Source organism: Melghirimyces thermohalophilus, from assembly GCF_900102685.1.
Classification (GTDB): domain Bacteria; phylum Bacillota; class Bacilli; order Thermoactinomycetales; family DSM-45169; genus Melghirimyces; species Melghirimyces thermohalophilus.
The window spans coordinates 14,622-37,262 of record NZ_FMZA01000018.1; the positions used below are offsets into that span (position 1 = coordinate 14,622).

Consider the following 22,641-nt stretch of genomic DNA (forward strand, 5'->3'; position numbering starts at 1 on the left):
AGGCGGTGGCTCAACGTGCGTGTATTGGTGATTGGAGGAGGGGGGCGGGAACACGCTCTCGTTTGGAAATTAAAACAGAGTCCCCAGGTACAGGAAGTTTATTGTGCGCCGGGCAACGCCGGAATTGGAGAGATGGCCACTTGTGTGCCCATTTCCGTTACCGACGTGGAAGCCTTGGTTCGGTTTGCTTCCGATCGGCGGATCGAACTGACGGTCGTGGGACCGGAATCCGCCCTGATGGCAGGGGTGGTAGACGCCTTTGAGGCGGAGGGGCTCACCATTTTCGGGCCCAAGCGGGCAGCCGCCCGTGTGGAAGGAAGCAAACGTTTCGCCAAGGAACTGATGGAGAAGTATGGTGTACCCACCGCCGGTTACCGTTCCTTTCATGATCCTAGGGAGGCCATCGCTTATATCCGACGTCAGGGAGCGCCTATCGTCGTCAAAGCGGACGGACTGGCCGCAGGAAAAGGCGTGATCGTGGCCCAGACGGTGGAGGAAGCGGTGGAAGCCGTCCACCGGATGATGGAAGAGCGGACCTTCGGCCATGCGGGTGAGGAGATCGTCGTTGAAGAGTGCCTCTTCGGCGAGGAGATGTCCCTGATGGCCTTTGTCGACGGGGAGACGGTCCGCCCGATGGTGCCTGCCCAGGATCATAAGCCGGTCTATGAAGGGAATCAGGGCCCCAACACCGGCGGGATGGGGGCCTATAGCCCAGTGCCTCATATTGGGGACAGCCAGATCCAGCAGGCGCTCTCAGAGATCCTCATACCGATGGCCCGGGGAATGGCCCGAGAGGGGTTATCCTTTCAGGGGGTTCTTTATGCGGGACTGATGATGACGGAGATGGGGCCGCGGGTGATCGAGTTTAACGCCCGCTTCGGCGATCCGGAAACCCAGGTCGTGCTCCCTCGTCTCGACGGAGATCTGGCGGATATTCTGCTGGCGACAGCGACAAGGTCTCTGGCGAAAGCGGAACTCGCTTGGAAAAGAGAGGCGGCAGTCTGTGTGGTGATGACCTCCCGTGGTTATCCCGGCTCCTACGAAAAAGGAAAGGTGATCCAAGGGTTGCCCAAAGCGTGTGAGGAGGCGGTCGTCTTTCACGCCGGGACCGCCACGATTGACCAGCAGCTGGTTACCGCAGGTGGCAGGGTTTTGGGCGTGACCTCACTGGGAACGGACCTGGAAGGGGCGAGACAGTCGGTCTACAAGACCCTGGGCAACATCCGCTTTGAAGGGGCCCATTTCCGGCGGGATATTGCCACAGCTTTTTGTGGGGTGAAAACCAAGTAAATATTTCCTTGAAAAGTAAAAACCACCTCTGTTTCGGGGTGGTTTTTACGAGGGAGACTATCGAGGTAGTTTTGAGAGACGGATGGATGAAGAGTCCCGATTTTTGGTTGAACTCTCTACGTGAAAAGCACTATTTCAGGGACTGGACCCCCGCAAACCTTCTTGTAAGTGGTAAGATAAATACGTGGAAGGTTCTTTTCCAAATCTTCATAAGAGTGGCCGAGTGTGGCGGGGTGCATTTGTATAAAGTTTAACAAGAGAGAGAGGTCAATTGTAGATTTGATAGGACCGTGATATCATGTTAGCATGACTGACTGTGGTACCACAGGGCAGTAGAGAGCAGGTGATTCACCATCGAGCGCAAACCCTTGGTATTTTCATTTTTACTGGTTGTAAGAAATGAGGAACAGCATATAGAAAACCTGCTGGAAGCCATCATGAATCAGGACTTTCCGCAGGAACAATATGAAGTGATCGTCATTGACGGGGAATCGGATGACCGGACTCTGCAGATTATTGAACAGATGCAGGAACGCTATCCGGAACGGATCCTCCTCCTTTCCAATCCCGGCAGAACCCTGGCTAAGGGATGGAACATCGGGATTCAACACGCGGAAGGGGAGTACGTGATCCGGGTGGACGGACACAGCCAGATTCCTGTCGATTTTCTTTCCAGCACTTATCGGGTGGCCCGGCGGGTGCCGGAGGCCTCCTGTGTGGGCGGCGTGGTCGAAACGAAGGGAACCGGTTTTTGGGGGGAAGTCAATGCCTATGTGTACTCCCATCCCTTCGGTGTGGGCAACTCTAAGTTTCGTACCACCAAAAAAGATTGGGAAGGCTATGTAGACACCGTTCCCTACGCCGCATACAAACGGGAGATCTTCGATGAGGTCGGCTACTTCGATGAACAGCTTAAGCGAAACGAGGACTTGGAGATGCATGCCCGGATTCGCAGGAACGGGGGCTCTTTCTTCCTGTCCACTGCGATCCGTTCTGTCTACTTTGTACGGAACACCCTGCCGGCTTTTCTCCATAAATCATACAGCGACGGAAAATGGACCATGGTTGCCAGCAGACAGGGACAGGGCGTCCTCCGTTGGCGGCATTACATTCCACTGATCATGGTGTTGATGTCCTTGATCTTAGGGGTCACTTCCTTTTTCAGCCCCGTAGCGCTGACGACGTTGTCCGCACTCATCCTTGTTTATTTTTTCCTTCTGGTCAGCTCCTCCCGGGGAGTGATTCGGGAAAAAGGTTGGAAATACGTCTTCCCCTGTATGTTGTCCTTTTTGTTGTTACATTTCAGCCGTGGCCTCGGATCGGCTGCCGGCTTGCTGAGCAAGGGATACTGGAAGAGTGACCGGGTATATGATAAGGAGCGGCGATATGATGGAAAAGCGACCAACATTGCCCGTTGACAGTGAGCGGGTCCGTTTCTTGCGGTCACTCTGTCAAAAGCCAAGGCATATGGAGGAGATCTGGTCCTGGTATGTATTACGAAGGGTTTCCATTTATGTGACCTTGGCATTGGGCCGAACCCCGGTAACACCGAACGGGATCAGTTGGTCCAGCCTCTTTTTTTTCGCGGTGACCGGCTGGTTCCTGTTGTCGGGTGAGATGTGGGGGTATCTGTTAGCGGTGCTGTTCTACAATTTGGGTTATCTCTGTGATTGCCTGGATGGTGAACTGGCCCGCTTAAAGGAAGTGACCAGCCGGTTGGGAGTGTTTCTGGATACCTTGATCCGGGCGATGAGCATCCCCATCTTGACCGGCGTCTCCTTAGGGTTGCTCCGACAGATCGAAGGAGTGAAACTGGACCTGTGGGCTTCCTCGTTAATCTATGGGGTGGTCCTTGTCGGGACCCTCGCCTTGTTGGTCCCTCTTGCCTACAATTATGTGGGACTGAAGGAGGATGAGGGCGATCCGGTCAGCGATATGCGGACCACATCGTCCTTGATGGAATGGGTGGCGTTTTTCACAGGCATGCCTGGCTTCTTCGCCATCCTCCTGATATTGACGGCAGTGGAATTTTTTTCAGGTTGGGTCCTCGTCCCCATTCTGTTTATCGGGTTTTTGCTTGTCATGGCCCTAAAAACCTTGGTCCGCCTGTATCTTACCACAATGAAATTAATTTAGATTGCAGACGGATTAAAAATATGTAAAATCCACATTACAAAGGAAGAAGGAGTTGTTTTTCATGAAGGTGGTCATTTTGGCAGCCGGTGTAGGCAGCCGTCTGCGCCCCGAAACGGAAGATAAACCGAAAGCGATGATTCGCGTAGCCGACAAACCGCTGGTTCAGTACCAGGTGGAAAGTGTGCGAAAAGCAGGCTTTAAAGACGAGGATATCGTGGTCCTGGGCGGATACAAGATGGAGCGGATTCAGGAGCACTTTGCAGGCACTTCGATCCAGTTTATCCACAATCCTGAGTATGACACCATGAACAACATTTACTCGTTTTTGTTGACGGAACAAATCGGGGACGACCTCCTCTTGATCAACTCCGATGACTTTTATGATGACCGTCTCATCCCTGTTATTTTGGATGCCTCGGATCGGACTGCCATCCTGGTAGATACGCACAAGGTGTTGACAGAGGAATCGATGCGTGTGCAAATGGATTCCGACCATCGCTTGCAATGGATCAATAAGAAGATGGCGTTGGATGAGGGGGATGGCGAATATATCGGCATCTCCAAACTGGCCCGGCCCGAACTAAAAGTGCTGTATGAGAAAGCCCGGAAAATGATTGATGCCGGTGACACTCAGGCCTGGTACGAAAATGTGTATGAGGCCTGCGCTTCCGAGGTGTTGATCAAATGCGTGGACACCGAGGGCTATTCTTGGGTGGAAATCGACGATTTCAATGATCTCGAGACGGCGAAAAAGCTGGCGTCCCGTGTCCGTTCATAAACCGGGGAGGCGTTTTTTATGACGAAAAAGGTGCATATTCCGATCAAGCTGACCATTGAACATCGGGCGATTCCGCACCTGTTTAAAAACGAAGTTTACGAGTGGATCAAAGACCAAAAGGTGGCCCTCGTGAGCGGTAGCGGCAAAACCCGACAGGTGACCGATCAGATCATCGATGTCATCAACGAACAGGCTTCCGGGATTCAGGTGATGACCTGCAAGGAGAACAGCCTGGATGCGATTAACGATTTGGAACGGCGAGTGCTTGAGGATCCGCCGGATATGATTTTTGGAGTGGGTGGAGGCAAAGCCCTGGATGTTTCCAAAGTGCTGGGGACCCGGAGCAACGTGCCGGTCGTACTGTTTCCCACGGCGGTTTCCAGCGACGCCATCTGTTCTCCGGTGGCAGTGATCAAGATGCTGAACAAAAGCACCAGCATCGGGGTGAAAATGCCTCAGGCTGTGGTGATCGACTTAGACTTGTTGGCTTCCTGCCCGCCGCGGATGATGTCGGCGGGAATCGGCGATCTTCTGTCCAATAAGTCGGCGCTCTTCGACTGGAATCTGGCCCACCGTGCCGGCAAAGAAGAGATGAACACCTTTGCCCGCCTGATGGCTGACAACGCCGCCGATTCCTTTTTAAACGTGTTGAACCGGGAGGAGATCGATCAGTCCCGATTGATGAAAACGGCTGCGGAATCCCTGATCATGAGCGGGATCGCCATGTCTATCGCCGGTTCCAGCCGTCCCTGCAGCGGATCCGAACACCTGATCAGCCATGCGCTGGATTACCATTGCGGCGCCAAGGCGCTGCACGGGGAACAGGTGGCGATCGGTGTGCTTTTCGCTCAGTATTTACAGGGAAAGCGGGATCATGTGGAACCGCTCTTGCCCTACTACGAGAAACTGGGGTTGCCGACTCACTACAGCGATCTCGGATACACCCGGGAAGAGATGCACCGAGCCATCAGAAAAGCCCCGTCGATGCGGAATCGCTACACCGTCTTTAACGAATGGGATCTGACGGATGAAACCATCGACAAAATGCTGGACGACGTTTACCCCGATCACGCGAAGAATCGATATCAGCAAACGGGGTCGTCTGCAGGATAAGGAGTCTCCACATGATGTTGGCATATCTGACAAAATACAAGGAACTGATGTATTTTCTGGTCCACAAAGAATTGAGGATCCGGTACCGGAACTCCCTGTTCGGGTTTTTCTGGACCCTGTTGGAACCCTTGGGGCTCATGGTGATTTACACCCTGGTGTTCGGGTACCTGGTCAATCTGAACAAGGGGTTGCCGGAGGGGGCTTATCCCCTGTATGTACTGTCCGGACTCATTCCCTGGACCTTTTTCAACAATTCCGTGCGGAAAGGGACCAAGGCCCTCTCCAGCAACGCCTCCCTAATCAAAAAAGTGTATTTTCCCCGGGAGATTTTTCCCTTGACCATGTTGATCTCCAACCTGGTCAACTTCATCCCGGCCTTTGGACTGATTATGGTGATGGCGGTGGTCACCCAGCAGTCGATTCAGTGGGATCAACTGGCGTTGCTGCCAGGAATCATTCTGATTCAGTCCGGTTTCACCCTGGGAATCGCGCTGTTGGTCTCGGTGCTCAATGTGTACTACCGGGACGTGGAGTTTATCGTCAATCTGCTGATGCGGGCCTGGATGTACCTGTGTCCGATTATCTACCCCGTCAAAATGTTGTTCAGCACAGATGCGGATCCGATTGTGCAGCAGTTTGCCGATCTCTATTTCCTGAATCCGATGGCGGTGATTATCTCCTTGTACCACGGGATTTTCTTCCCGGGTCAGGGGGTCCCCGCCCATCCGACGATTCCCGGTTTTTGGGTGATCTATACCGTACTGGTCACGGTGATCCTGTTCTTGGGCGCTTGGTATCTCTTCCGTAAGATGAACCGCCGCGTAGGGGAAGTGATCTGACGATGGAAGCGATTGTCGTCGAAAATCTGACCAAGCATTTCCGTAAAGCTTATGACAAGACCCTGAAAGGGTTCTTCATCTCCCTGGCCAAAGGGGAAAAGCGGTATAAAGAATTTACCGCCCTCCAGGATGTCTCCTTCAAGGTAAAGCAAGGAGAATCCTACGCGATCATCGGGAAGAACGGGGCGGGAAAAAGCACCTTGTTCAAGGTGTTGTCCGGAATCATATATCCCGACTCCGGTCGTGTGGAAATGAACGGGAAGGTGGCTCCCCTGATCGAACTGAGTGCGGGTCTTTCCCGTGATCTGACCGGTGCGGAAAACATCCGCCTCAACTGCGCCATCTTCGGTCTGAGCAAAAAACGGATCGATGAGGTGTTTGACAAGATCGTGGCGTTTTCCGAGCTGGAGGAGTTTATACACACCCCGGTCAAGTTTTATTCCTCGGGGATGAAAGCCCGGCTCGGCTTTTCCATCGCTATCCACATCGATGCGGATATTATCCTGATCGACGAAGTGTTGGCCGTGGGGGATAAGGACTTTAAGAAGAAGTGCTACGCCAAGATGGAAGAACTGCGCCAGTCGGGCAAAACTTTGGTGGTCGTCTCCCACAGCCTGAAACCGCTCCGGAAAATCTGTGACCGAGCACTGATTCTCGATAAGGGCAAGGTGCTGGATATCGGGGAGATCAATGAGATGATCGATAAGTATCAGGAGGATAAGAAACCAAAAAAAAAGAAGAAAGGAGCGTGAGGACTTTTGAGTGAGCAACGGGACTTCACCATGGAAGAAGTCAAAGGGACTTTTAAGAAAAAAGATGCCTGGTGGACCGTGTTGCTCGTCGATCCCGTGGCTGCTCGGTTGGTCAAGCCGGTGGCAAATCGGACGAACATCACGCCTAACCAGCTTTCCATCTTTTCCTTTATCCTCGGCATGACCGCTGTTTACTGCTTTTTCCTCGGAGATTACACCGCCCTGGTGGTCGGGGCTCTTCTGTATCACATCAGCTTCATCATCGACTGCATGGACGGAAAGATTGCCCGCCTCAAAGGGACGGGCTCCACATTCGGTGTGTTGCTGGATATCACCCTGGACCATATCCGGGTGATCTTGTGCGGTGCGGCACTCACCTACAGCCAATATCGGCTGACAGGGGACGTGGCTTATCTCTATCTCGCCTTTATGTTCCTGGCGGCCTACTGCGCACGCCATATCAACGCTCTTCAACTGTATAAACTGCGCCGTGAAATGCGCGGTAAGCTGCGTAAGGCCCGCCGGAAACTGAAACGGACCGCTGAAGCAGCGGGGATTGTCATTGACGAGCCGGCGGTGCAGCAGTCCGACAAGCCGGAAGACGAGGAAGAAGAGGAAGAAGAGGAGAAGAACGAATCGCTGGACCGCGTGTCGAAGCAATCGGCCCAATCGGAGCAACAACAACCGGCTGCGTCGGAAGCGGAGCTTTTGCAGAAGAAGAAATTCGACCTGCAGCAAGAATTTAAATCCAAGTTCTCCACCTATATGAAGGTGCGGGATTTCTTCCTCAATAAACGGATTCGGATGCACCTCTTCAGCGGAATCGAGTTTCAGATGTTTATTTTTGTGGTGGCTCCCATTTTCGGGTTGATCAAAGAAGCGATTTTCTTCGGCTCCATTCTGTTGATGTTGTTTGAAGCGGCGATCGTGTACAAGATCTGGCTGTCAACCAAAGACTTTGAACGGGAACACAACCGCATCAAAGAGGCGACGGAAAAAGCAGAAGCGATGCTGCCGCAGGAAGAGCTGGAAGAACAAAAAGAGGCCGTTGCCGGTAAATAAAAAAACAGCGGACCTTTTCGGGCCCGCTGTTTTTTTTAGCCTAATCCTCCAAGTGTCAGGCAGTCTTTTTCCCCCTGAATGGTGAGAGATCCTCTGGGAACCTCAAACCACCAAGCACCCTTTACTTTCTTGACCGGAGCGAAACCTGCTTTTTTTAAGTTTCTAGCCATGTCCCAGCTGGCTGTATACACAAATGCGGTCTGGCCCGCTTCATCAAACTGGATGACAGTCTCTTTTTCTTCTTCGGTCAGGGCCATTTTTCTCACTCTCCTTTACATGCTCCCGGCAACTCGATCATATGTTCCCCTTTCTCTTTATCTTACCATGATTCGGACCGATTTCCACCTGATTATCGGAAAAGGTCCGTCCATCAGGGGGAGAAAAAACTACCTCTCTTCTTAAAATAAAGGGGACCGCGGCATCGATTCAAGGGTAAATTTTCAGAAGACGGCGATAAAAAAGGGGGGGATACTCCGCGACAAGCGGAGTATTCATCCTTGGATGAAAGGAGATCATGGCTGCCTCAGCAGAGCCAAGGAATAAAACGAGACGGTTGTCATTCTTAACTCGCCATGTTGTCTCAGAAAATCTTGCTACCCGAATCATCCGGCTTTTCGCCGACGTCGGACATAAAATATCATAAACCCGATCACGAGGAGGGAACCGACCACTGTGGCGATCACATAACTGTAATCGTTGAATTGATCCCCGATGAGTAACCACCCGTTCATGAGGTCACCTCCCTGTTGTCTGCGGTTTTGCTGTCCTGAGTGGTGGCCCCCATCACCGTCAGCATCGGACAAAAACGGGTAATCCCTTCCGCCACCTTCATGCCGGAGAGCAAGGCCACCAGCAATGGTGTCATATTGTGAGGTTTCTGGATCATCCGGGAAATCCCCCAGGCAAGACCGGTGAAACCCAGTGTGATTCGCATCAACGCATCCCATGTTCCCACATTTTTTTGCATGTGATCACCTCCCCGTTGTTTATTTTGGGTCGACCTTATTATTATCGGCGATCTCGTCCTTATACAGCCTTGGGCATTTGGTGGGTTATGGCAGCATGAGGAGGAAGAATAGCCATGGTGAAAGGTTCTTCAACAGAAGAAACCGAAACCCTTTTTGTGGTAAGGAGCCCACCATCGCTTTAGACTGGAGGAGGAGCTCGCCGCTGTGTCGAAGGGGTACGGGAGGGTTTAGAAAGGAGTGTGGTAGGATGTGGTACAGGCTCCTCGCTGCTCTATTGGTGTGTGTGGTGTTGAGTGGCTGTAGTACCCAACCGTTGCGGGAAGCTCTTTCCGGTAAGGATGAGCAGAAAGAAGAAGAGAAGCTTCATCCCTTTACAGGTGAGAAAATGAAGGAAGAAGCGACGGGGCCGCCCTTGATGGTGATGGTGAACAACCACTCCAAAGCGCGTCCACAAACAGGGCTCAACCGGGCCGATATGCTGGTGGAGGTGTTGGCGGAAGGGGGGATCACCCGATTGGCCGCTTTTTTTTACGGAGAAGATGAGGGAAGGGTAGGACCCATTCGCAGCACCCGGCCTTATTATTTGAACTTGACCAAAGGCCCGGGGGCGGTGGTGGTTCATGCCGGGGGGTCACCGGCAGCCCTCAACCAGATTAAAAGCCAGTCCTTGGCCAGCCTGGACGCGTTAAATGGGGAGGAGGAGGTTTTTCAGCGAGTCGATTTCCGGCATCCCCCCCACAACCTGTATAGCGACCTGAAGCAATTGTTGCGGAAAGCTGCTGAAAAAGGTTACGCTAAGAAGGCACCGGACAGTCCCTATCGGTTTAACAAACAACGTGAGACAGAGGGGAAAGCGGCCTCCCGCATCGAGATGACATTTCATCGCCTGTTTAAGGCGGGATTTCGTTATGATGCGTCGTCCGATCAATATATCCGGTATACGGAAGGAAAGCAGCACCGGGACAGACTCACCGATCAAGCCCTTTCGGCAGACAACGTGTTGGTGATTCGGGCCCCTCATCAGGTAATCGATGCCTCTGGGAGGCGGAAGGTGGAGTTGACGGGGAAGGGAGAAGGGATGTTGTTTCAGGGAGGAAAAGCCCGCGTCATCCGTTGGGAGTATCGGGATGGCTGGATCGTCCCCCTGGTTGACGGTAAGGTGGCTTCCTTCTTTCCGGGAAAAACATGGATCCATGTCCTTCCGGAAAAGGGGGAGCTTTCCTACCGGTGACTTCGCTATCGAATAAGTTCATTAAAGGGGTAAAGAGGCGGGAAGGAAAAGGGGTGACAAAAAAATGCAGCTGGATAAATTGCGACAAAAAGAAGTGAACAACCTTTTTGCGGCCATATTGACTTTGGAAAGTATCGAGGAGTGCTACCAATTTTTCGATGACCTTTGCACCGTCGGCGAGGTGAAGTCGCTGGCACAGCGGCTGGAAGTAGCCCGGATGTTGAAGGAAGGTTATACCTACAATCAGATCGAGGCAGATACCGGTGCCAGTACCGCTACTATCTCCCGGGTCAAACGATGCCTTCATTATGGGACGGACGGTTACAGCTTGGCTTTGGAACGGTTACAGGAGGAAAAACAGAAAAAGGAGACGACATAATACGCCGCGGGCTGGTTCTCCCGCGGCTTTTTTATGGGTCAGATCCGTATCGGTTGAAAGAGGGGATGACCCAGCCTGTGTTCTCCTAACGGGACGCCATCCGTGAGACGGTCTATGTAGAAAAAGACCGAATTGCCGCGGATATTATCCGTTCCCGGGAGATGGAACAAGGGTTGAAGGTACCGGTAGTCCCTATCGGTCGGGGTTGAATGAGATCCCGTTTTACGATGTGGACGTGGAATTAAATCCTGTTGAGGACAGAGGCGGTAAACCGGTGCCTGGGGGCAGCAGGGACGGACAAAAGCAGATAATCTTTCGTACCTCGCGGTTATGCGGTGGTTCTGGCCGAGGGATTAGGCACCAGCCGATCCACCGGTTGCCCCCCACCGGCGGTAAATACGAGGTGACGGCCGCCCGGGCGGTGATCGACTGGTTAAACGATCGGACCTAGGCCTTTAACGCAGAGAGAGAACCGGTGACGGTGGATTGGTCCACAGGGGAGACTGGTATGATCGGGGTTTCCTACGGCGGAACCTTCCCCAACGCCGTGGCCACCACCGAGGTGGAAGGATGGAAGACGATTGTTCCTATTGGCGCCATCCACCCCGGGTAGAAGCCAGCTCATCCTCCTTGTTGTCGGCGGCATCGATCCGTTGAGGGAACAACTGAGATCAAATGCGTTTATCTGCCTATGTTTAGGAATGGGTCGAGCCATTCATAATCCAATGCTCGTTCTCATACACATGTGCTGAATAAGTACAAGGGAGGACGGGTGTATATGCTATACGCATACGGGGCCTGGATGCCAATCCGCATCCTAGACGAGGCTGAATTTTGGAAACAGCAGGAGAGCGAACACACGGTGGTCATTCGGGAATTGAGCGATGATTTGGAGCGGGAGTATGTGGAATCTCTCAAACAGTGGGAGCAGCAGTTTGTCGATTTTGAAATTCGTGTGACTCGTTACATTGAAACAGCGCTTAAATATGGCAGCGCCTTACCCAAAGCTCTCTATAACGAGATCCTGCAGCTGACCCGGTCTGCGGTGGAACAGAGCGAACAATTCCTTCGCTTTTTAGAAGAGATGGAGAAAAACAGCCGGGCCATTTCTGGGAACCAGACCGCTGTTGTCGTGGTTCGCCACATCCGGCGGGAATCGGAATATTTTATCGGTGTGGTTCAGGGCATATTGTATCCGAGCGGACACCCTGCGCATTCCTGACCACCCTGAAACGCCTGTTTCCTCCGGTGCGCCGGGGATTTTTGTTTGAGTTACAAGAACAAGTAGGTTAGGGTGAAAAAGAGAGCCGCCCCAAACAATATCGTCAGCAGGGCGGGGATGATCAACATCCCCCCGATCAAGACGGTGATCCAGGTTCGGGGACGGGGAGAAGTCCAGCGGTAAGACCGAACCCCCGCCACCACGGTCAAGATGCCCGCAGGTAGGGCGAAAAACAGAGTGCCAGCCAAGATCCAATAGGGAACCCACTCCGCCTCCTCCCCCGGACGCTGGCTCTGGGCCAGCCATACCCATGCCACAATGAAGAGAAGGGTGGTCACGCCATAATAACTTCCCACCCGCCATAACATTTTTTTCATCAGGGTCCCTCCTGCGCAACTGAGGTTCACATCCTCATGTTATGCCGCTCCACTGGAGAATTCCCTTTTCCCATCGGCCCGAGGGAGTGAGGTTGACCACGGTCCATCCCACTCAAAGCCTCCCGAACCGTCTATGTCTGATCAAGAATCGATCGTCTTGTGATGCTAGTTAGCTTTTCTCGTATAAGAACCTTCATGCGTTTGGAAAGCGGGAGGGATCGTTTAGAATGAGGGTTCTTGGAGGCTTATTGCTATTATGGATCCCCTTATCATATTTCCTGGGCAAGAACGTTTTTCACTCGGGCTGGTTTACTTGGTTATCGGGATTTGTCCTTGCGCTATCGGCTGTTATCGCGGTTGGATTTGATCAAAAAACCGAAAACCCTGAGCAAATAAGCCGCCTTATGGCGGTTTTTTATATCAGTGGTTTCTGAGCAGTCGAAGAGGATCGGATATTCTATAATGGCTGCGGTAGCATGGTTTGAAAAGGGGGGCTCTTCCTTTTGCCCGATTCCTTCGTCGTGTATAATAGTGCTGAACGAGAGGCCGGTTGCGGAAGGGGAGCGAGCATGCTGGAAGAGCGGATGAAACATTGGCGCCACGCCTTTAAACTGGATCCCAACCGGGCACTGCCCGATCGGGCACTTGAAGAGGTATGCACCTCGGGGACCGACGCGGTGATCGTCGGCGGAACCGATGGCATTACATATGAAAATTCCCGGCGGTTGATTGAGCGCATTTCCGCTTATCCCGTGGAATGCGTCCAGGAGATTTCCGATGCGGAGGCGGTGGTGCCGGGAGTGAGCGGTTATCTCCTTCCGGTTGTCCTCAACGCGGGCTCCGTGGAGTGGGTGCTGGGAGCCCAGCAGCGGGCGATTAAAAGGTACGGGGATTGGATTCCCTGGGACATGGTGGCGGTGCTCGGATATGTGGTCATGAATCCAGCCTCCAAGGTGGCCCGACGGACGGGGAGCCAAACCCGAATTGACGCCGAGGATGTGAAGGCGTATGCCCGCATGGCGGAACGGATGTTCCGAATTCCCGCCGTCTATGTGGAATACAGCGGCACCTATGGGGATGAAAAGATCGTCCGGGCTGCTCGGGAAGGGACGGATCGCTCCCATCTCTTTTACGGGGGCGGGATCGCCGGAGAAACCGAGGCGCGCACCATGGCGAAATGGGCAGATACGGTCGTGGTCGGCAATCTGGTTTATCGGAATGTGGCGGCGGCGTTGGAAACCGTCCACCAGGCGAAGGAAGCGAAGGGCGGGAGCGAGTGAACAAAGGGTGACAAGCAAAGAAGTGGGTTTGTAAAAAGTGTTTCAAATACTGTCCTGCTATATCCTGCTGCGGGCGTCAACTCACTTGCGGGTAAAGCTTCCTCCCGTATTAAGCCGTCATCAATCATCACTATGCTTCCAGTGCCTCGGCGAAATGTGAAGCAGACCGTGCGGATAAAAGGGGCACTGGATTTCCTTATTGGACGAGATGAGCCATACTGCAGACGGAAAGGTGCGGATCACTTTGGCACAAAACGGGATAAAGGGTTCTCTTTTACAGGGGTTAAACCCGGATCAGAAACAGGCGGTGGAGACGACGGAAGGTCCTCTGTTGGTCGTGGCCGGCGCTGGAAGCGGCAAGACGAGGGTGTTGACCAACCGGGTGGCTTGGCTGCTGTCGGAGAAAAGGATTCATCCCTGGAACATTTTAGCCATCACCTTTACCAATAAGGCGGCCCGGGAGATGAAAGAGCGGATTCACCGGTTGGCGGGACCAGAGGCGGAGGAAATCTGGATTTCTACCTTCCACTCGATGTGTGTTCGCATGTTGCGCCGGGATGTGGACCGGATCGGGATCAGCCGCAATTTCACCATTCTGGACAGTTCCGACCAGCTGACGGTGATGAAACAGATACTGAAAGAGAAGGATCTGGACCCGAAGCAGTTTTCTCCCAGGGCGCTCTTAAACCGGATCAGCAATGCAAAAAACCATCTGTGGTCGGCACAGGACCTAAAAGAGCGAGCGGAAAATTATACGGATGAAATCGCGGCACAGGTGTACGAAGCCTACCAGGACAAACTTCGTACCAATCAGTCCCTTGATTTTGACGACCTGCTCCTGGAAACAGTTCGGCTGTTTCAGCAGGTGCCGCAGGTGTTGGATCACTATCAGAAAAAATTTCAATATATCCACGTGGATGAGTATCAGGATACCAACCGCGTCCAATATATGCTGGTCAAGATGTTGGCGGACCACCATCGCAACCTGTGCGTGGTGGGGGATTCCGACCAGTCGATCTACCGCTTCCGCGGGGCGGATATCGCTAATATCCTTCATTTTGAGCAGGATTATCCCGATGCTCAGATAATCAAATTGGAGCAGAATTACCGTTCCACTAAGACCATCCTAGAGGCCGCCAACCGTTTGATCGCCCACAATGCGGGGCGCAAGCCGAAAAACCTGTGGACGGAAAACGATCAAGGGGAGCCGGTGCAGCTCTATGAAGCGGATAATGAACACGAAGAGGCATATTTTGTCGCCGATACGATTGTAAAAGAACGGAAAAACGGGAAGAATTACAGTGATTTTGCGGTTCTCTACCGCACCAATGCCCAGTCTCGGGTGATGGAAGAAGTATTGATGAAATCCAACATTCCCTATCAGATGGTAGGGGGGCTGAAGTTCTACGAGCGGAAGGAGATCAAGGATCTCCTGGCCTACCTGCGATTGGTTGTGAACCCGGATGACGATCTCAGCTTGCGGCGGGTGATCAATGTGCCCAAACGGGGAATTGGGGCGGCCACCGTCGATAAGATTGCCGCCTTCGCCAGCCGGCGGGGTATCTCCATGTTCCGCGCTCTCCTGGAGGTGGAAGAGATCGGTTTGACCCGACGGTTTATTCGGCCGCTCACGGAATTTTCCAGTATGGTGAAAGAGCTTCATGCCATGCAGGAATACCTCTCCGCCGGGGAGTTGACCGAGCAGGTGCTGGACCGGTCCGGCTACCGAGAAGATCTGAGAAAAGAGGAAACTGTTGAAGCGGCCAGTCGGCTGGAGAATATCGAAGAATTCCTCTCCGTCACCGGGGAATTTGAACAGAAAAATGAAGATCAAACCCTGGTCTCCTTTCTGACGGAACTGGCCTTGCTCTCCGATGTGGACAGCCTGGAAGAGGAGCAGGAAGAAGGAGAAGACTCGGTCACCCTGATGACCCTCCATTCCGCCAAGGGGTTGGAGTTTCCATACGTGTTTCTAGTGGGAATGGAGGAGGGGATCTTTCCCCATAACCGCACCCTGGATGATCCCGAAGAGCTGGAGGAGGAGCGGCGTCTCGCCTACGTGGGGATCACCCGGGCGGAAGAGCGGTTGTATCTTAGCCGGGCGCGGACCCGGATGTTGTTTGGACAGACCAACGCCAACCCTCCGTCAACCTTTCTCCAGGAGCTGCCTGAAGAGCTGGTCGAATCGGTTTCCAAAGCGTCGGCGACGCTGAAAAAGCCGGTGTTGCGTCAGGGGCCGATCCGGCCCACCCCCGACCGAGAGACCGTATGGCAGGTGGGTGATAAAGTGAGCCACAAGAAGTGGGGCGTTGGCACCGTGGTGAAAGTCCAGGGGGATGGACAAGATCAGGAGTTAAATATCGCCTTTCCAGCGCCTACAGGTGTCAAACGGCTGCTGGCTCAATTTGCCCCGATTACCAAGGTTTAGGAGGGAGGAAGAATCGAGTGGATCGGAACGACGCGGAAAAGCGGATCCGTCAGTTGCGGGAGGAACTAAACGAGCATAACTATCGCTATTATGTGTTGGACCATCCGACCATCGATGATGCGGAGTATGATCAGATGATGCGGGAGCTGATCCGGTTGGAGGAGGAGCATCCCGATCTGGTCACTTCTGATTCCCCGAGCCAACGGGTGGGGGGAGAGCCGCTTCCTTACTTTGAAAAGGTGGAGCACCGCATCCCGATGCTCAGCTTGGGCAATGCCTTCAACGTCGAAGAGTTGAAGGAGTTTGACCACCGGATCCGCAGGTTGACCGGCGTGGAGGCGGTGGATTACGTTTGTGAGTTGAAAATCGACGGCTTAGCGGTCTCTATTCGTTATAAAGATGGCTTATTCACCCGAGGGGCGACCCGGGGGGATGGCACCACTGGGGAGAACATCACCCAGAACTTGAAAACGATCCGCTCCCTCCCTCTGCGGCTTCGCGAGCCGGTGACGCTGGAAGTGCGCGGTGAAGCCTTTATGCCAAAAAAGGAGTTTGAACGGATCAATCGGCTGAAAGAAGAGAGAGGGGAATCCCTCTTTGCCAACCCCCGCAACGCTGCCGCCGGTTCCCTGCGCCAGCTGGATCCCAAGCTGGCTGCAGAGCGTGCACTGGACATTTTCCTGTACGAGGTTGGTGAAATCCGGGGAGTCGACCTACCCGAAACCCATACGGGCTCCTTGGATCTGCTCAGCCGGCTTGGGCTGAAGGTCAATAAGGACCGGGTTACTGTCAAGGGGATCGACGATGTGATGGATTTTATCGATTATTGGCGGGAACACCGGATGGAGCTGGATTATGAGATCGACGGGATAGTGATCAAGGTCGATAACCTGGATCTCCGGGAGCAGTTGGGACGGACCGCTAAAAGCCCCCGCTGGGCGATCGCCTACAAATTTCCTGCGGAAGAAAGCGTCACGGTGCTGAAGGATATCGATATCAACGTGGGCCGTACCGGTGCGGTTACCCCGACGGCGATCCTGGATCCCGTCACTCTGGCGGGCACCACAGTGAAACGGGCCTCCCTTCACAATGAAGATATGATCCGGGAAAAGGGGATCATGTTAGGCGACCGAGTCGTGGTGAAAAAAGCGGGGGACATCATCCCGGAAGTGGTTAGTGTGCTGGAAGAACAGCGCACCGGCGAGGAAAAACCATACGAAATGCCGACGGAATGTCCGGAATGTGGAAGTCGCTTGGTCCGGCTGGAGGAAGAGGTGGCCCTGCGCTGCATCAATCCCCAATGTCCGGCCCAGACACGGGAAGGGATTATCCACTTTGTGTCTCGAGGCGCCATGAATATCGAAGGTTTGGGAGAAAAGGTGGTCACACAGCTCTTTAACGCCCGCCTCGTGCGGGGTCCTGCCGACCTCTATGACCTGGCGGCAGAAGATCTACTGCCTCTGGAGCGGATGGGGAAAAAGTCAGTGGAAAATCTGTTGCACGCGATTGAGGAAAGCAAACAGAACTCCGTCGAAAAACTGATTTTCGGCCTGGGCATCCGTTTTGTCGGTTCCAAAGGGGCGCAGATTTTAGCCCAGCAGTTTGGCGACATGCACCGGATCATGGCGGCCGATCAGGAGGAGTTGGAAGCGATTGATGAGATCGGTCCTAAGATGGCGGAAAGCATCGTCACCTATTTCGATAAACCTGAGGTGAAGGAGACCATCCGCCGGCTGGAAGCGGCGGGAGTTAACATGAGTTACAAAGGGCCTTCCATCGAACAAATGGAACAACAGGACACCCCCTTTGCAGGAAAAACCGTCGTACTCACCGGGACTTTGGAAACCATGTCCCGCAAAGAGGCGGGAGCCCGGGTGGAAGCGCTGGGCGGCAACGTGACAGGAAGCGTCAGCAAAAAGACCGACATCTTGGTTGCAGGGGAGAAAGCCGGTTCCAAGCTGACCAAAGCCCGCCAACTGGGGGTAGAAGTGGTGGATGAACAGGCATTTCTGGAAATGTTAAAAGGTTGATACCGATATACAAGAAGCCACCGAAAAGCGGTGGCTTCTTGTATATGTTTCCCATCCAGGGAAACGGCCATCTATTCAAGTGAGTTGAAGGGGTTCGGGGAACAGGACATCGAAGTCATAGCCGGGAACCAACCGATGGTAGTACTCTACAGCCAAGAGGAGGTAATGAACCCCTTCCTCTCGGTGTCCCGAGTGGATGTAGTAAGTTCCGAGGGTGTGGGCGGCGTGAGCCACTTTTTCCGGTGTGCCCAGCTGGAGAAAGGTGTCGATCGCTTCCTGGTAACACTGGGAAAATTCTGCATAGTTTTCCCGCAGATAGTGAATCTGACCCAGGAAAATCAGACACTCGGTCTTCATCCGTTCCCGACCCTTCAAAAGGGAGATCGCCTGGGTGATATGTTCTTCGGCCTGATTCAGTCTCCCTGTGGCAAGGTACGTCTGACAGAGAACCCGGTGTACGCTGCCCACTTCCCAATCCGGGAGCTTTTCCGGTTGGACCACTTCCAGGGAGCGATGAAGGGAAGCGATCGCTTGGTTATAATCTTTCAACTTCAGATAACAGACTCCCAGCTCATGAAAAGTCCGGGAAAGAAGCATCTTAGAGAAATTGAATTGATCCGCAATCCGCAATACTCGTTCAAAACAGGCGATCGCATCTTTATAGTCCCCTTTGTGGGTGTGACACGCCCCTAAAATGTTGAGCATGGAGCACATTTCCATCCAACGATCTTTCCTCATCATAATGGCGATCGCTTTCTCCGTATAGAGAATGCCGAGGGAGGGGTTGGAGGAAAGAAGGTAGGTTTTGCCCAGGTTTCCGTAGATATAGGCCTTCTCCAGCTCATCGGTCACCTGGGGGATGACCTTTTCCGCTTCCTTGTAATAAAACAGGGCCTGGTCCAACTGATCCTTCATAAAAAGAATATTTCCTTTGATCCGAAGATACCAGACCATCAGGTTCGCGTCGTCTTCCAGCTGCTCCCACTTCGTCTCAAATGCCTTCAGCTTTTCTTCGTAGGTCGCTTCGGAAAAATGGATCAGACAGTTGATTTCCAACAAATCCGTTTTAATCAGGACTTTCGGATCGGCGATCAAGTCCGCCAGTTGCTTCAGTTCTTCCAGGTTGGATTGAGCCTCCTGATCATCTTCGTAAACAAGGGCGTTTCGAATCTTGTCGATCAGGTTTTCCGCTTTGCGTAGGACATGCCGGTCCGTCACACCTAACAGTTCTTTTTGGCTGGTGCGGAGTCTTTTGGCGAGGGGGTTCAGAATGTCCGGTTTCGGGTGGGCTTTCTCATTTTCGATCAGGCTGAGATAAGGGACGGAGATAATCCCTTCCGCCAGTTCAGCCTGGGTCAACCCGAGTTTCTTCCTTCGTCGGCGGATGTTGTGTCCAAGCCCGATGATCATGATCCCCCTTTCAGTTGGCAATGCCGGAATGAGAAACCGGCATATGTCAATATACGAATAATGGCGATATACTTAATGAACCCCGGTTTCCGGCGGTCAGTTCTATTTATCATCATACGTCTTTCCTTTGCTCTGTCAACTATGGTACCGACAAGTACTACTGGTAGAAAAAAGTTTTAAAAAGTTAAGGGGGATAGGGGGAAGGAAAGGGCTCAGCTCGGGGCTATTTATGTCGACTTCTGTCGAATTTTTAAAAACACGAGAAGGTAAATATGTTGTATGATAGTAATGAAACGGGATGTTCGGAGCATTCCCGTTTCGAGCATTGTGATCATGCGAAACTCCTATTGGTCTTGGTCTTCTATTTTATGTGTAGGGTGTCTGTATACAGGCACCTTTTTTTATTTTGTCAAATCGATGGATGATTCCAGATGGTTCATTGATATAATAGTAAAAGATTTCATAGCGAAGGAAGCGGGAGGGAGTCATGAATAAGATCTTACGCGTCGGGGGGATGCTGATCGTCTCCACGGCTGTGATCCTTGCCGGTTGCTCCTTTGAGACCGAAGCGGAGCCGAAACAAAACCGATGGGACCAGATTGCCGATGAAAAAAATCAACATCTCACACGGGAAGCATTGGAGCTTAAACCCTATGCGAAACAGGTGGGAGCTCGCCTCTCCTCCCCAGAATATGAACGGTTTGCCGTCAACTCTCGATTGAAAGTGGCGGGTACCGTTGAGAAATACGAAACCCTACACTCCGACACGGTCTGGATTGAAATGAAAAAGACCGATGGGCCGGAGGGAACCGGTGAAAAGGAATTTTCCTATTATGTGCCGTTGAAGGATGGATCATTTAGCCGCTCGATCCAGCTGTTTAACGGAAAAGGGACGTACCAGGTCACTGTGAGGCTTCCCAGCAGGGATGAAGCGGACCATTACTATGACCTGGCTCAGTTTGAAGTGATCAATGTTAACCCGAAGGTGAAGCGGGATATCGGAAAGACTCGGGCTGGTTTGAAATCGGAATTGAAATTGAGTCGACCGGCCTCCGGTTATGTGGAAGCCGATGGGGCCTTCCAATTGAAAGGCTCTCTTGGCCGACAAAGGGTGGACCGGGTGATGGTTCATCTGGAGAAAGACGGTGAAAAGTGGAAACATTTGCTTCGTGTCGATGAGAAAGGACGCTTTGACAGTCAAATTCCCCTCTTTTACGGGAAGGGGATTCACAAACTGACAGTGATGACGCCGGCTGCCGACAGAGAGAATTACTATCATGAAGCGGCCACGTTATTGATCCGCAACCGTTCCTCCGAGGAGAAAACTCCGATCCAATATTTTAAGCATTACGATACTCGAGGGATTAAATTGGAGTATCCGCTGGCAGGGGGCGGTCAAGGGAATATGAAATATCGGATCAAAGGCTCGATCGATCCTGATGCTCCCTATGCGGAGGAAACGGAGCACCTGATCGTGCAAACGGAGAAAGACGGCATGGAAGCCACGTATTTTGTCCCTGTGGAAAATTACAAGTTTGACGGCTCCTTTTGGCTCCGATTCGGCGAAGGGGAGTACGAGGTGACCGTGAATGTACCGGAGATTACCGACGAACAGCGGGACTATTTCCGTTTCTTCGGGGTGGCCCGGTTTACGGTGACCAATACAGCGGAGAAGGATTTACGGAATCTATTGCCTTCCCGGGGGATTCAGTCGGAGGCGAAGCCGATCAAACAACTGGCTCGCGAACTAACCCGAGGAAAAGAGACGGAGCGGGCGAAAGCGCTGGCGATTTACAACTATGTAGCCAAGAACATCCGGTATGATGTGGAGAAATTTAATACGGATGCTTTCGAGTACGATGACTCCGCCCTGAAGACCTTGAAGGAAAAAAGCGGGGTGTGCCAGGATTACAGCTTTCTCGCCATCGCCCTTCTCCGATCCATCGATATGGAGGCTCGATTTGTGGAAGGGATAGCGGATGGGAACCGTCACGCCTGGGTGGAGGTCAAGGTGAACGGGGACTGGTTGACGATGGATTCCACATGGGGTTCCGGCTACATCAACCAAAACGGCCAATTTGTGGAGCGGTACACCACGAAATATTTCGATCCGAATCCTTCGGAGTTTGCCAAGACCCACCGGCGAACCGGGGTGATGTATTAAAAGCCCATCATCATCCGTCAGGAGGCGTTTCCAACGAACGCCTCCTTTTTCGCACAGGAAATCGAACTCCTTTTATATCATTTGTACTTGAGTACATGGTTATGAAGCGAGAGGGGGAGGTTGAGGAGTTGTTGTTCATAAGACAGCAACAGTGCCGAGTGACAGAAACGGGGTAGAAGGAGCGAATGACACCTATGCTAATCAGGAATGAGACACACGGGAGGGATAGGATGGAAGAATGGTCAACGCTGACGCACCGGGTACGACGGGAGGAAGCGGGCAAAATGGTCCGTCAGGTGCTTCGGAACCGGTTCCGCTTTTCCCGCCGCATGTTTCGACGGCTAAAAGAGGCGCGAGCGGTGGAAGTAAATGGAGATACGGTCTTTATCACCTCCCGGGTCTATGAGGGGGATCGGATCCGGGTTCGCCTTCCGGGAGATGAAGGAGCAGGAGTGGAACCGCAGCCGGTGCCAGTTCACCTCGTTTATGAAGATGAAGATATCGCCGTGATCGACAAACAACCGGGGGTGGTGGTCCATCCCACGAAACATTATCCCGATCATACCTTGGCCAACGGTTTGGCCCATCACTGGCAGGAGCGGGGGGAGTTTCATCTGATCCGGCCCGTCACCCGGCTGGACCGGGATACATCGGGGTTGCTTGTCTTTGCCAAACACCCCCACGCCCACGCGCGCTTGTCGGCGCAGATGCAACAGAAACGCTATCGACGGGACTATGTGGCCGTCGTTCATGGCCGACTGCATTCAGGACAGGGGAGCGTGGATCAGCCCATCGCCCGTTCCCGCACCCATCCTCGCCTGCGCACCGTCTCCCCCGAAGGGGCGAAGGCACTCACTCATTACCGTGTCCTGGAGCGGTTTCCACAGGCGACGCTGATACGGTTGCGCCTGGAAACCGGTCGTACTCATCAGATTCGCGTTCACATGGCCCATTTGGGGCACCCTTTGCTGGGGGACACCATGTACGGCGGAAAGGGGGACAGGATCGGTCGGCAAGCGTTGCATGCCCTCCATCTTTCGCTGTACCATCCCCGGGGTGGACACCCTCGTTCCTGGACTGCACCGCTTGCCGCAGATTTGAAGCAGTTGTTGGAGGAGCTCAGGGGTGATGAAGAGGATTCACCTCTTTACAAGCCGAAAGGACAATGATGCGGTGGATGAG

23 protein-coding genes are annotated in these 22,641 nt (G+C 53.0%); 18 read left to right on the forward strand and 5 right to left on the reverse strand.

All coding sequences use genetic code 11. The features are described 5' to 3' along the window. Window positions 1-15 precede the first annotated feature (15 nt). The 8 genes from purD to BLP91_RS12910 all read left to right on the forward strand — a co-directional run bounded on the left by purD (window position 16) and on the right by BLP91_RS12910 (window position 7,970). A complete protein-coding gene (gene purD / locus BLP91_RS12870) occupies window positions 16-1,290 on the forward strand; it encodes a phosphoribosylamine--glycine ligase (RefSeq protein WP_091571820.1) in 1,275 nt (424 codons plus the stop codon). Window positions 1,291-1,658: 368 nt separating this feature from the next. Beyond that, complete coding sequence (locus BLP91_RS12880; protein WP_091571827.1) at window positions 1,659-2,708, forward strand: glycosyltransferase; 1,050 nt, start codon at window positions 1,659-1,661, stop codon at window positions 2,706-2,708. Then, window positions 2,680-3,426: a CDP-alcohol phosphatidyltransferase family protein gene (locus BLP91_RS12885; protein ID WP_176757970.1), complete on the forward strand. Its 747-nt coding sequence runs from the start codon at window positions 2,680-2,682 to the stop codon at window positions 3,424-3,426. Before BLP91_RS12880 ends, BLP91_RS12885 begins: the two co-directional genes overlap by 29 nt. A gap of 61 nt (window positions 3,427-3,487) precedes the next feature. Beyond that, window positions 3,488-4,204 (forward strand): phosphocholine cytidylyltransferase family protein, encoded by a 717-nt coding sequence (locus BLP91_RS12890; RefSeq protein WP_091571834.1) that lies wholly within the window; start codon window positions 3,488-3,490, stop codon window positions 4,202-4,204. Between the two features lie 18 nt (window positions 4,205-4,222). Then, window positions 4,223-5,317 carry an iron-containing alcohol dehydrogenase family protein gene (locus BLP91_RS12895; protein WP_091571837.1) on the forward strand — a complete coding sequence of 365 codons (1,095 nt, stop codon included), beginning with the start codon at window positions 4,223-4,225 and terminating at the stop codon, window positions 5,315-5,317. A gap of 11 nt (window positions 5,318-5,328) precedes the next feature. Continuing rightward, window positions 5,329-6,156, forward strand: coding sequence for an ABC transporter permease (locus BLP91_RS12900; protein ID WP_245662265.1), 828 nt, complete (start codon window positions 5,329-5,331; stop codon window positions 6,154-6,156). Between the two features lie 2 nt (window positions 6,157-6,158). After that, window positions 6,159-6,908 carry an ABC transporter ATP-binding protein gene (locus BLP91_RS12905; protein WP_091571839.1) on the forward strand — a complete coding sequence of 250 codons (750 nt, stop codon included), beginning with the start codon at window positions 6,159-6,161 and terminating at the stop codon, window positions 6,906-6,908. Between the two features lie 6 nt (window positions 6,909-6,914). Continuing rightward, a complete protein-coding gene (locus BLP91_RS12910; RefSeq protein ID WP_245662266.1) occupies window positions 6,915-7,970 on the forward strand; it encodes a CDP-alcohol phosphatidyltransferase family protein in 1,056 nt (351 codons plus the stop codon). Window positions 7,971-8,005: 35 nt separating this feature from the next. Here the strand turns inward: BLP91_RS12910 and BLP91_RS12915 are convergent, their stop codons facing one another. The 3 genes from BLP91_RS12915 to BLP91_RS12920 all read right to left on the reverse strand — a co-directional run bounded on the left by BLP91_RS12915 (window position 8,006) and on the right by BLP91_RS12920 (window position 8,937). After that, window positions 8,006-8,227 (reverse strand): hypothetical protein, encoded by a 222-nt coding sequence (locus tag BLP91_RS12915; RefSeq protein ID WP_091571842.1) that lies wholly within the window; start codon window positions 8,225-8,227, stop codon window positions 8,006-8,008. A gap of 345 nt (window positions 8,228-8,572) precedes the next feature. Continuing rightward, the gene (locus tag BLP91_RS16435; RefSeq protein ID WP_143003555.1) at window positions 8,573-8,701 is read right to left on the reverse strand and encodes an EYxxD motif small membrane protein; all 129 of its coding nucleotides are present in this window, start codon (window positions 8,699-8,701) and stop codon (window positions 8,573-8,575) included. Continuing rightward, a complete protein-coding gene (locus BLP91_RS12920; protein ID WP_091571844.1) occupies window positions 8,698-8,937 on the reverse strand; it encodes a YgaP family membrane protein in 240 nt (79 codons plus the stop codon). Before BLP91_RS12920 ends, BLP91_RS16435 begins: the two co-directional genes overlap by 4 nt. A gap of 248 nt (window positions 8,938-9,185) precedes the next feature. Here BLP91_RS12920 and BLP91_RS12925 point away from each other — a divergent pair, with 248 nt between their 5' ends. The 5 genes from BLP91_RS12925 to BLP91_RS12940 all read left to right on the forward strand — a co-directional run bounded on the left by BLP91_RS12925 (window position 9,186) and on the right by BLP91_RS12940 (window position 11,770). Then, window positions 9,186-10,169, forward strand: coding sequence for a DUF3048 domain-containing protein (locus BLP91_RS12925; protein WP_176757971.1), 984 nt, complete (start codon window positions 9,186-9,188; stop codon window positions 10,167-10,169). Window positions 10,170-10,233: 64 nt separating this feature from the next. Then, window positions 10,234-10,548, forward strand: coding sequence for a YerC/YecD family TrpR-related protein (locus BLP91_RS12930; protein WP_091571849.1), 315 nt, complete (start codon window positions 10,234-10,236; stop codon window positions 10,546-10,548). A gap of 274 nt (window positions 10,549-10,822) precedes the next feature. Then, window positions 10,823-10,999, forward strand: coding sequence for a hypothetical protein (locus tag BLP91_RS17190; protein ID WP_245662267.1), 177 nt, complete (start codon window positions 10,823-10,825; stop codon window positions 10,997-10,999). 24 nt (window positions 11,000-11,023) lie between these two features. Beyond that, window positions 11,024-11,161 (forward strand): CocE/NonD family hydrolase, encoded by a 138-nt coding sequence (locus BLP91_RS17195; RefSeq protein ID WP_245662268.1) that lies wholly within the window; start codon window positions 11,024-11,026, stop codon window positions 11,159-11,161. A gap of 165 nt (window positions 11,162-11,326) precedes the next feature. Next, window positions 11,327-11,770 carry a DUF2935 domain-containing protein gene (locus tag BLP91_RS12940; RefSeq protein ID WP_091571851.1) on the forward strand — a complete coding sequence of 148 codons (444 nt, stop codon included), beginning with the start codon at window positions 11,327-11,329 and terminating at the stop codon, window positions 11,768-11,770. Between the two features lie 50 nt (window positions 11,771-11,820). Here the strand turns inward: BLP91_RS12940 and BLP91_RS12945 are convergent, their stop codons facing one another. Then, the gene (locus BLP91_RS12945; RefSeq protein ID WP_091571854.1) at window positions 11,821-12,147 is read right to left on the reverse strand and encodes a hypothetical protein; all 327 of its coding nucleotides are present in this window, start codon (window positions 12,145-12,147) and stop codon (window positions 11,821-11,823) included. Window positions 12,148-12,650: 503 nt separating this feature from the next. Between BLP91_RS12945 and pcrB the strand changes: the two genes are divergently transcribed. From pcrB to ligA, 3 genes are all read left to right on the forward strand, one after another. Continuing rightward, complete coding sequence (pcrB, locus tag BLP91_RS12955) at window positions 12,651-13,427, forward strand: heptaprenylglyceryl phosphate synthase (RefSeq protein ID WP_245662269.1); 777 nt, start codon at window positions 12,651-12,653, stop codon at window positions 13,425-13,427. Between the two features lie 208 nt (window positions 13,428-13,635). After that, entirely contained in the window at window positions 13,636-15,855 is a 2,220-nt protein-coding gene (gene pcrA / locus BLP91_RS12960) for a DNA helicase PcrA (RefSeq protein WP_091571981.1), read from the forward strand. A 17-nt stretch (window positions 15,856-15,872) separates the two neighbouring features. Continuing rightward, complete coding sequence (gene ligA, locus BLP91_RS12965; RefSeq protein ID WP_091571862.1) at window positions 15,873-17,885, forward strand: NAD-dependent DNA ligase LigA; 2,013 nt, start codon at window positions 15,873-15,875, stop codon at window positions 17,883-17,885. Between the two features lie 75 nt (window positions 17,886-17,960). Here the strand turns inward: ligA and BLP91_RS12970 are convergent, their stop codons facing one another. Beyond that, on the reverse strand, window positions 17,961-19,295 hold the full coding sequence (locus BLP91_RS12970) for a helix-turn-helix domain-containing protein (RefSeq protein WP_091571865.1): 1,335 nt from the start codon (window positions 19,293-19,295) through the stop codon (window positions 17,961-17,963). A gap of 487 nt (window positions 19,296-19,782) precedes the next feature. Here BLP91_RS12970 and BLP91_RS12975 point away from each other — a divergent pair, with 487 nt between their 5' ends. Continuing rightward, the gene (locus BLP91_RS12975; protein ID WP_245662270.1) at window positions 19,783-21,459 is read left to right on the forward strand and encodes a transglutaminase domain-containing protein; all 1,677 of its coding nucleotides are present in this window, start codon (window positions 19,783-19,785) and stop codon (window positions 21,457-21,459) included. A gap of 230 nt (window positions 21,460-21,689) precedes the next feature. Then, window positions 21,690-22,628, forward strand: a complete 939-nt coding sequence (locus BLP91_RS12980; protein ID WP_176757972.1) for an RluA family pseudouridine synthase — start codon at window positions 21,690-21,692, stop codon at window positions 22,626-22,628. The last annotated feature ends 13 nt before the right edge of the window (window positions 22,629-22,641 follow it).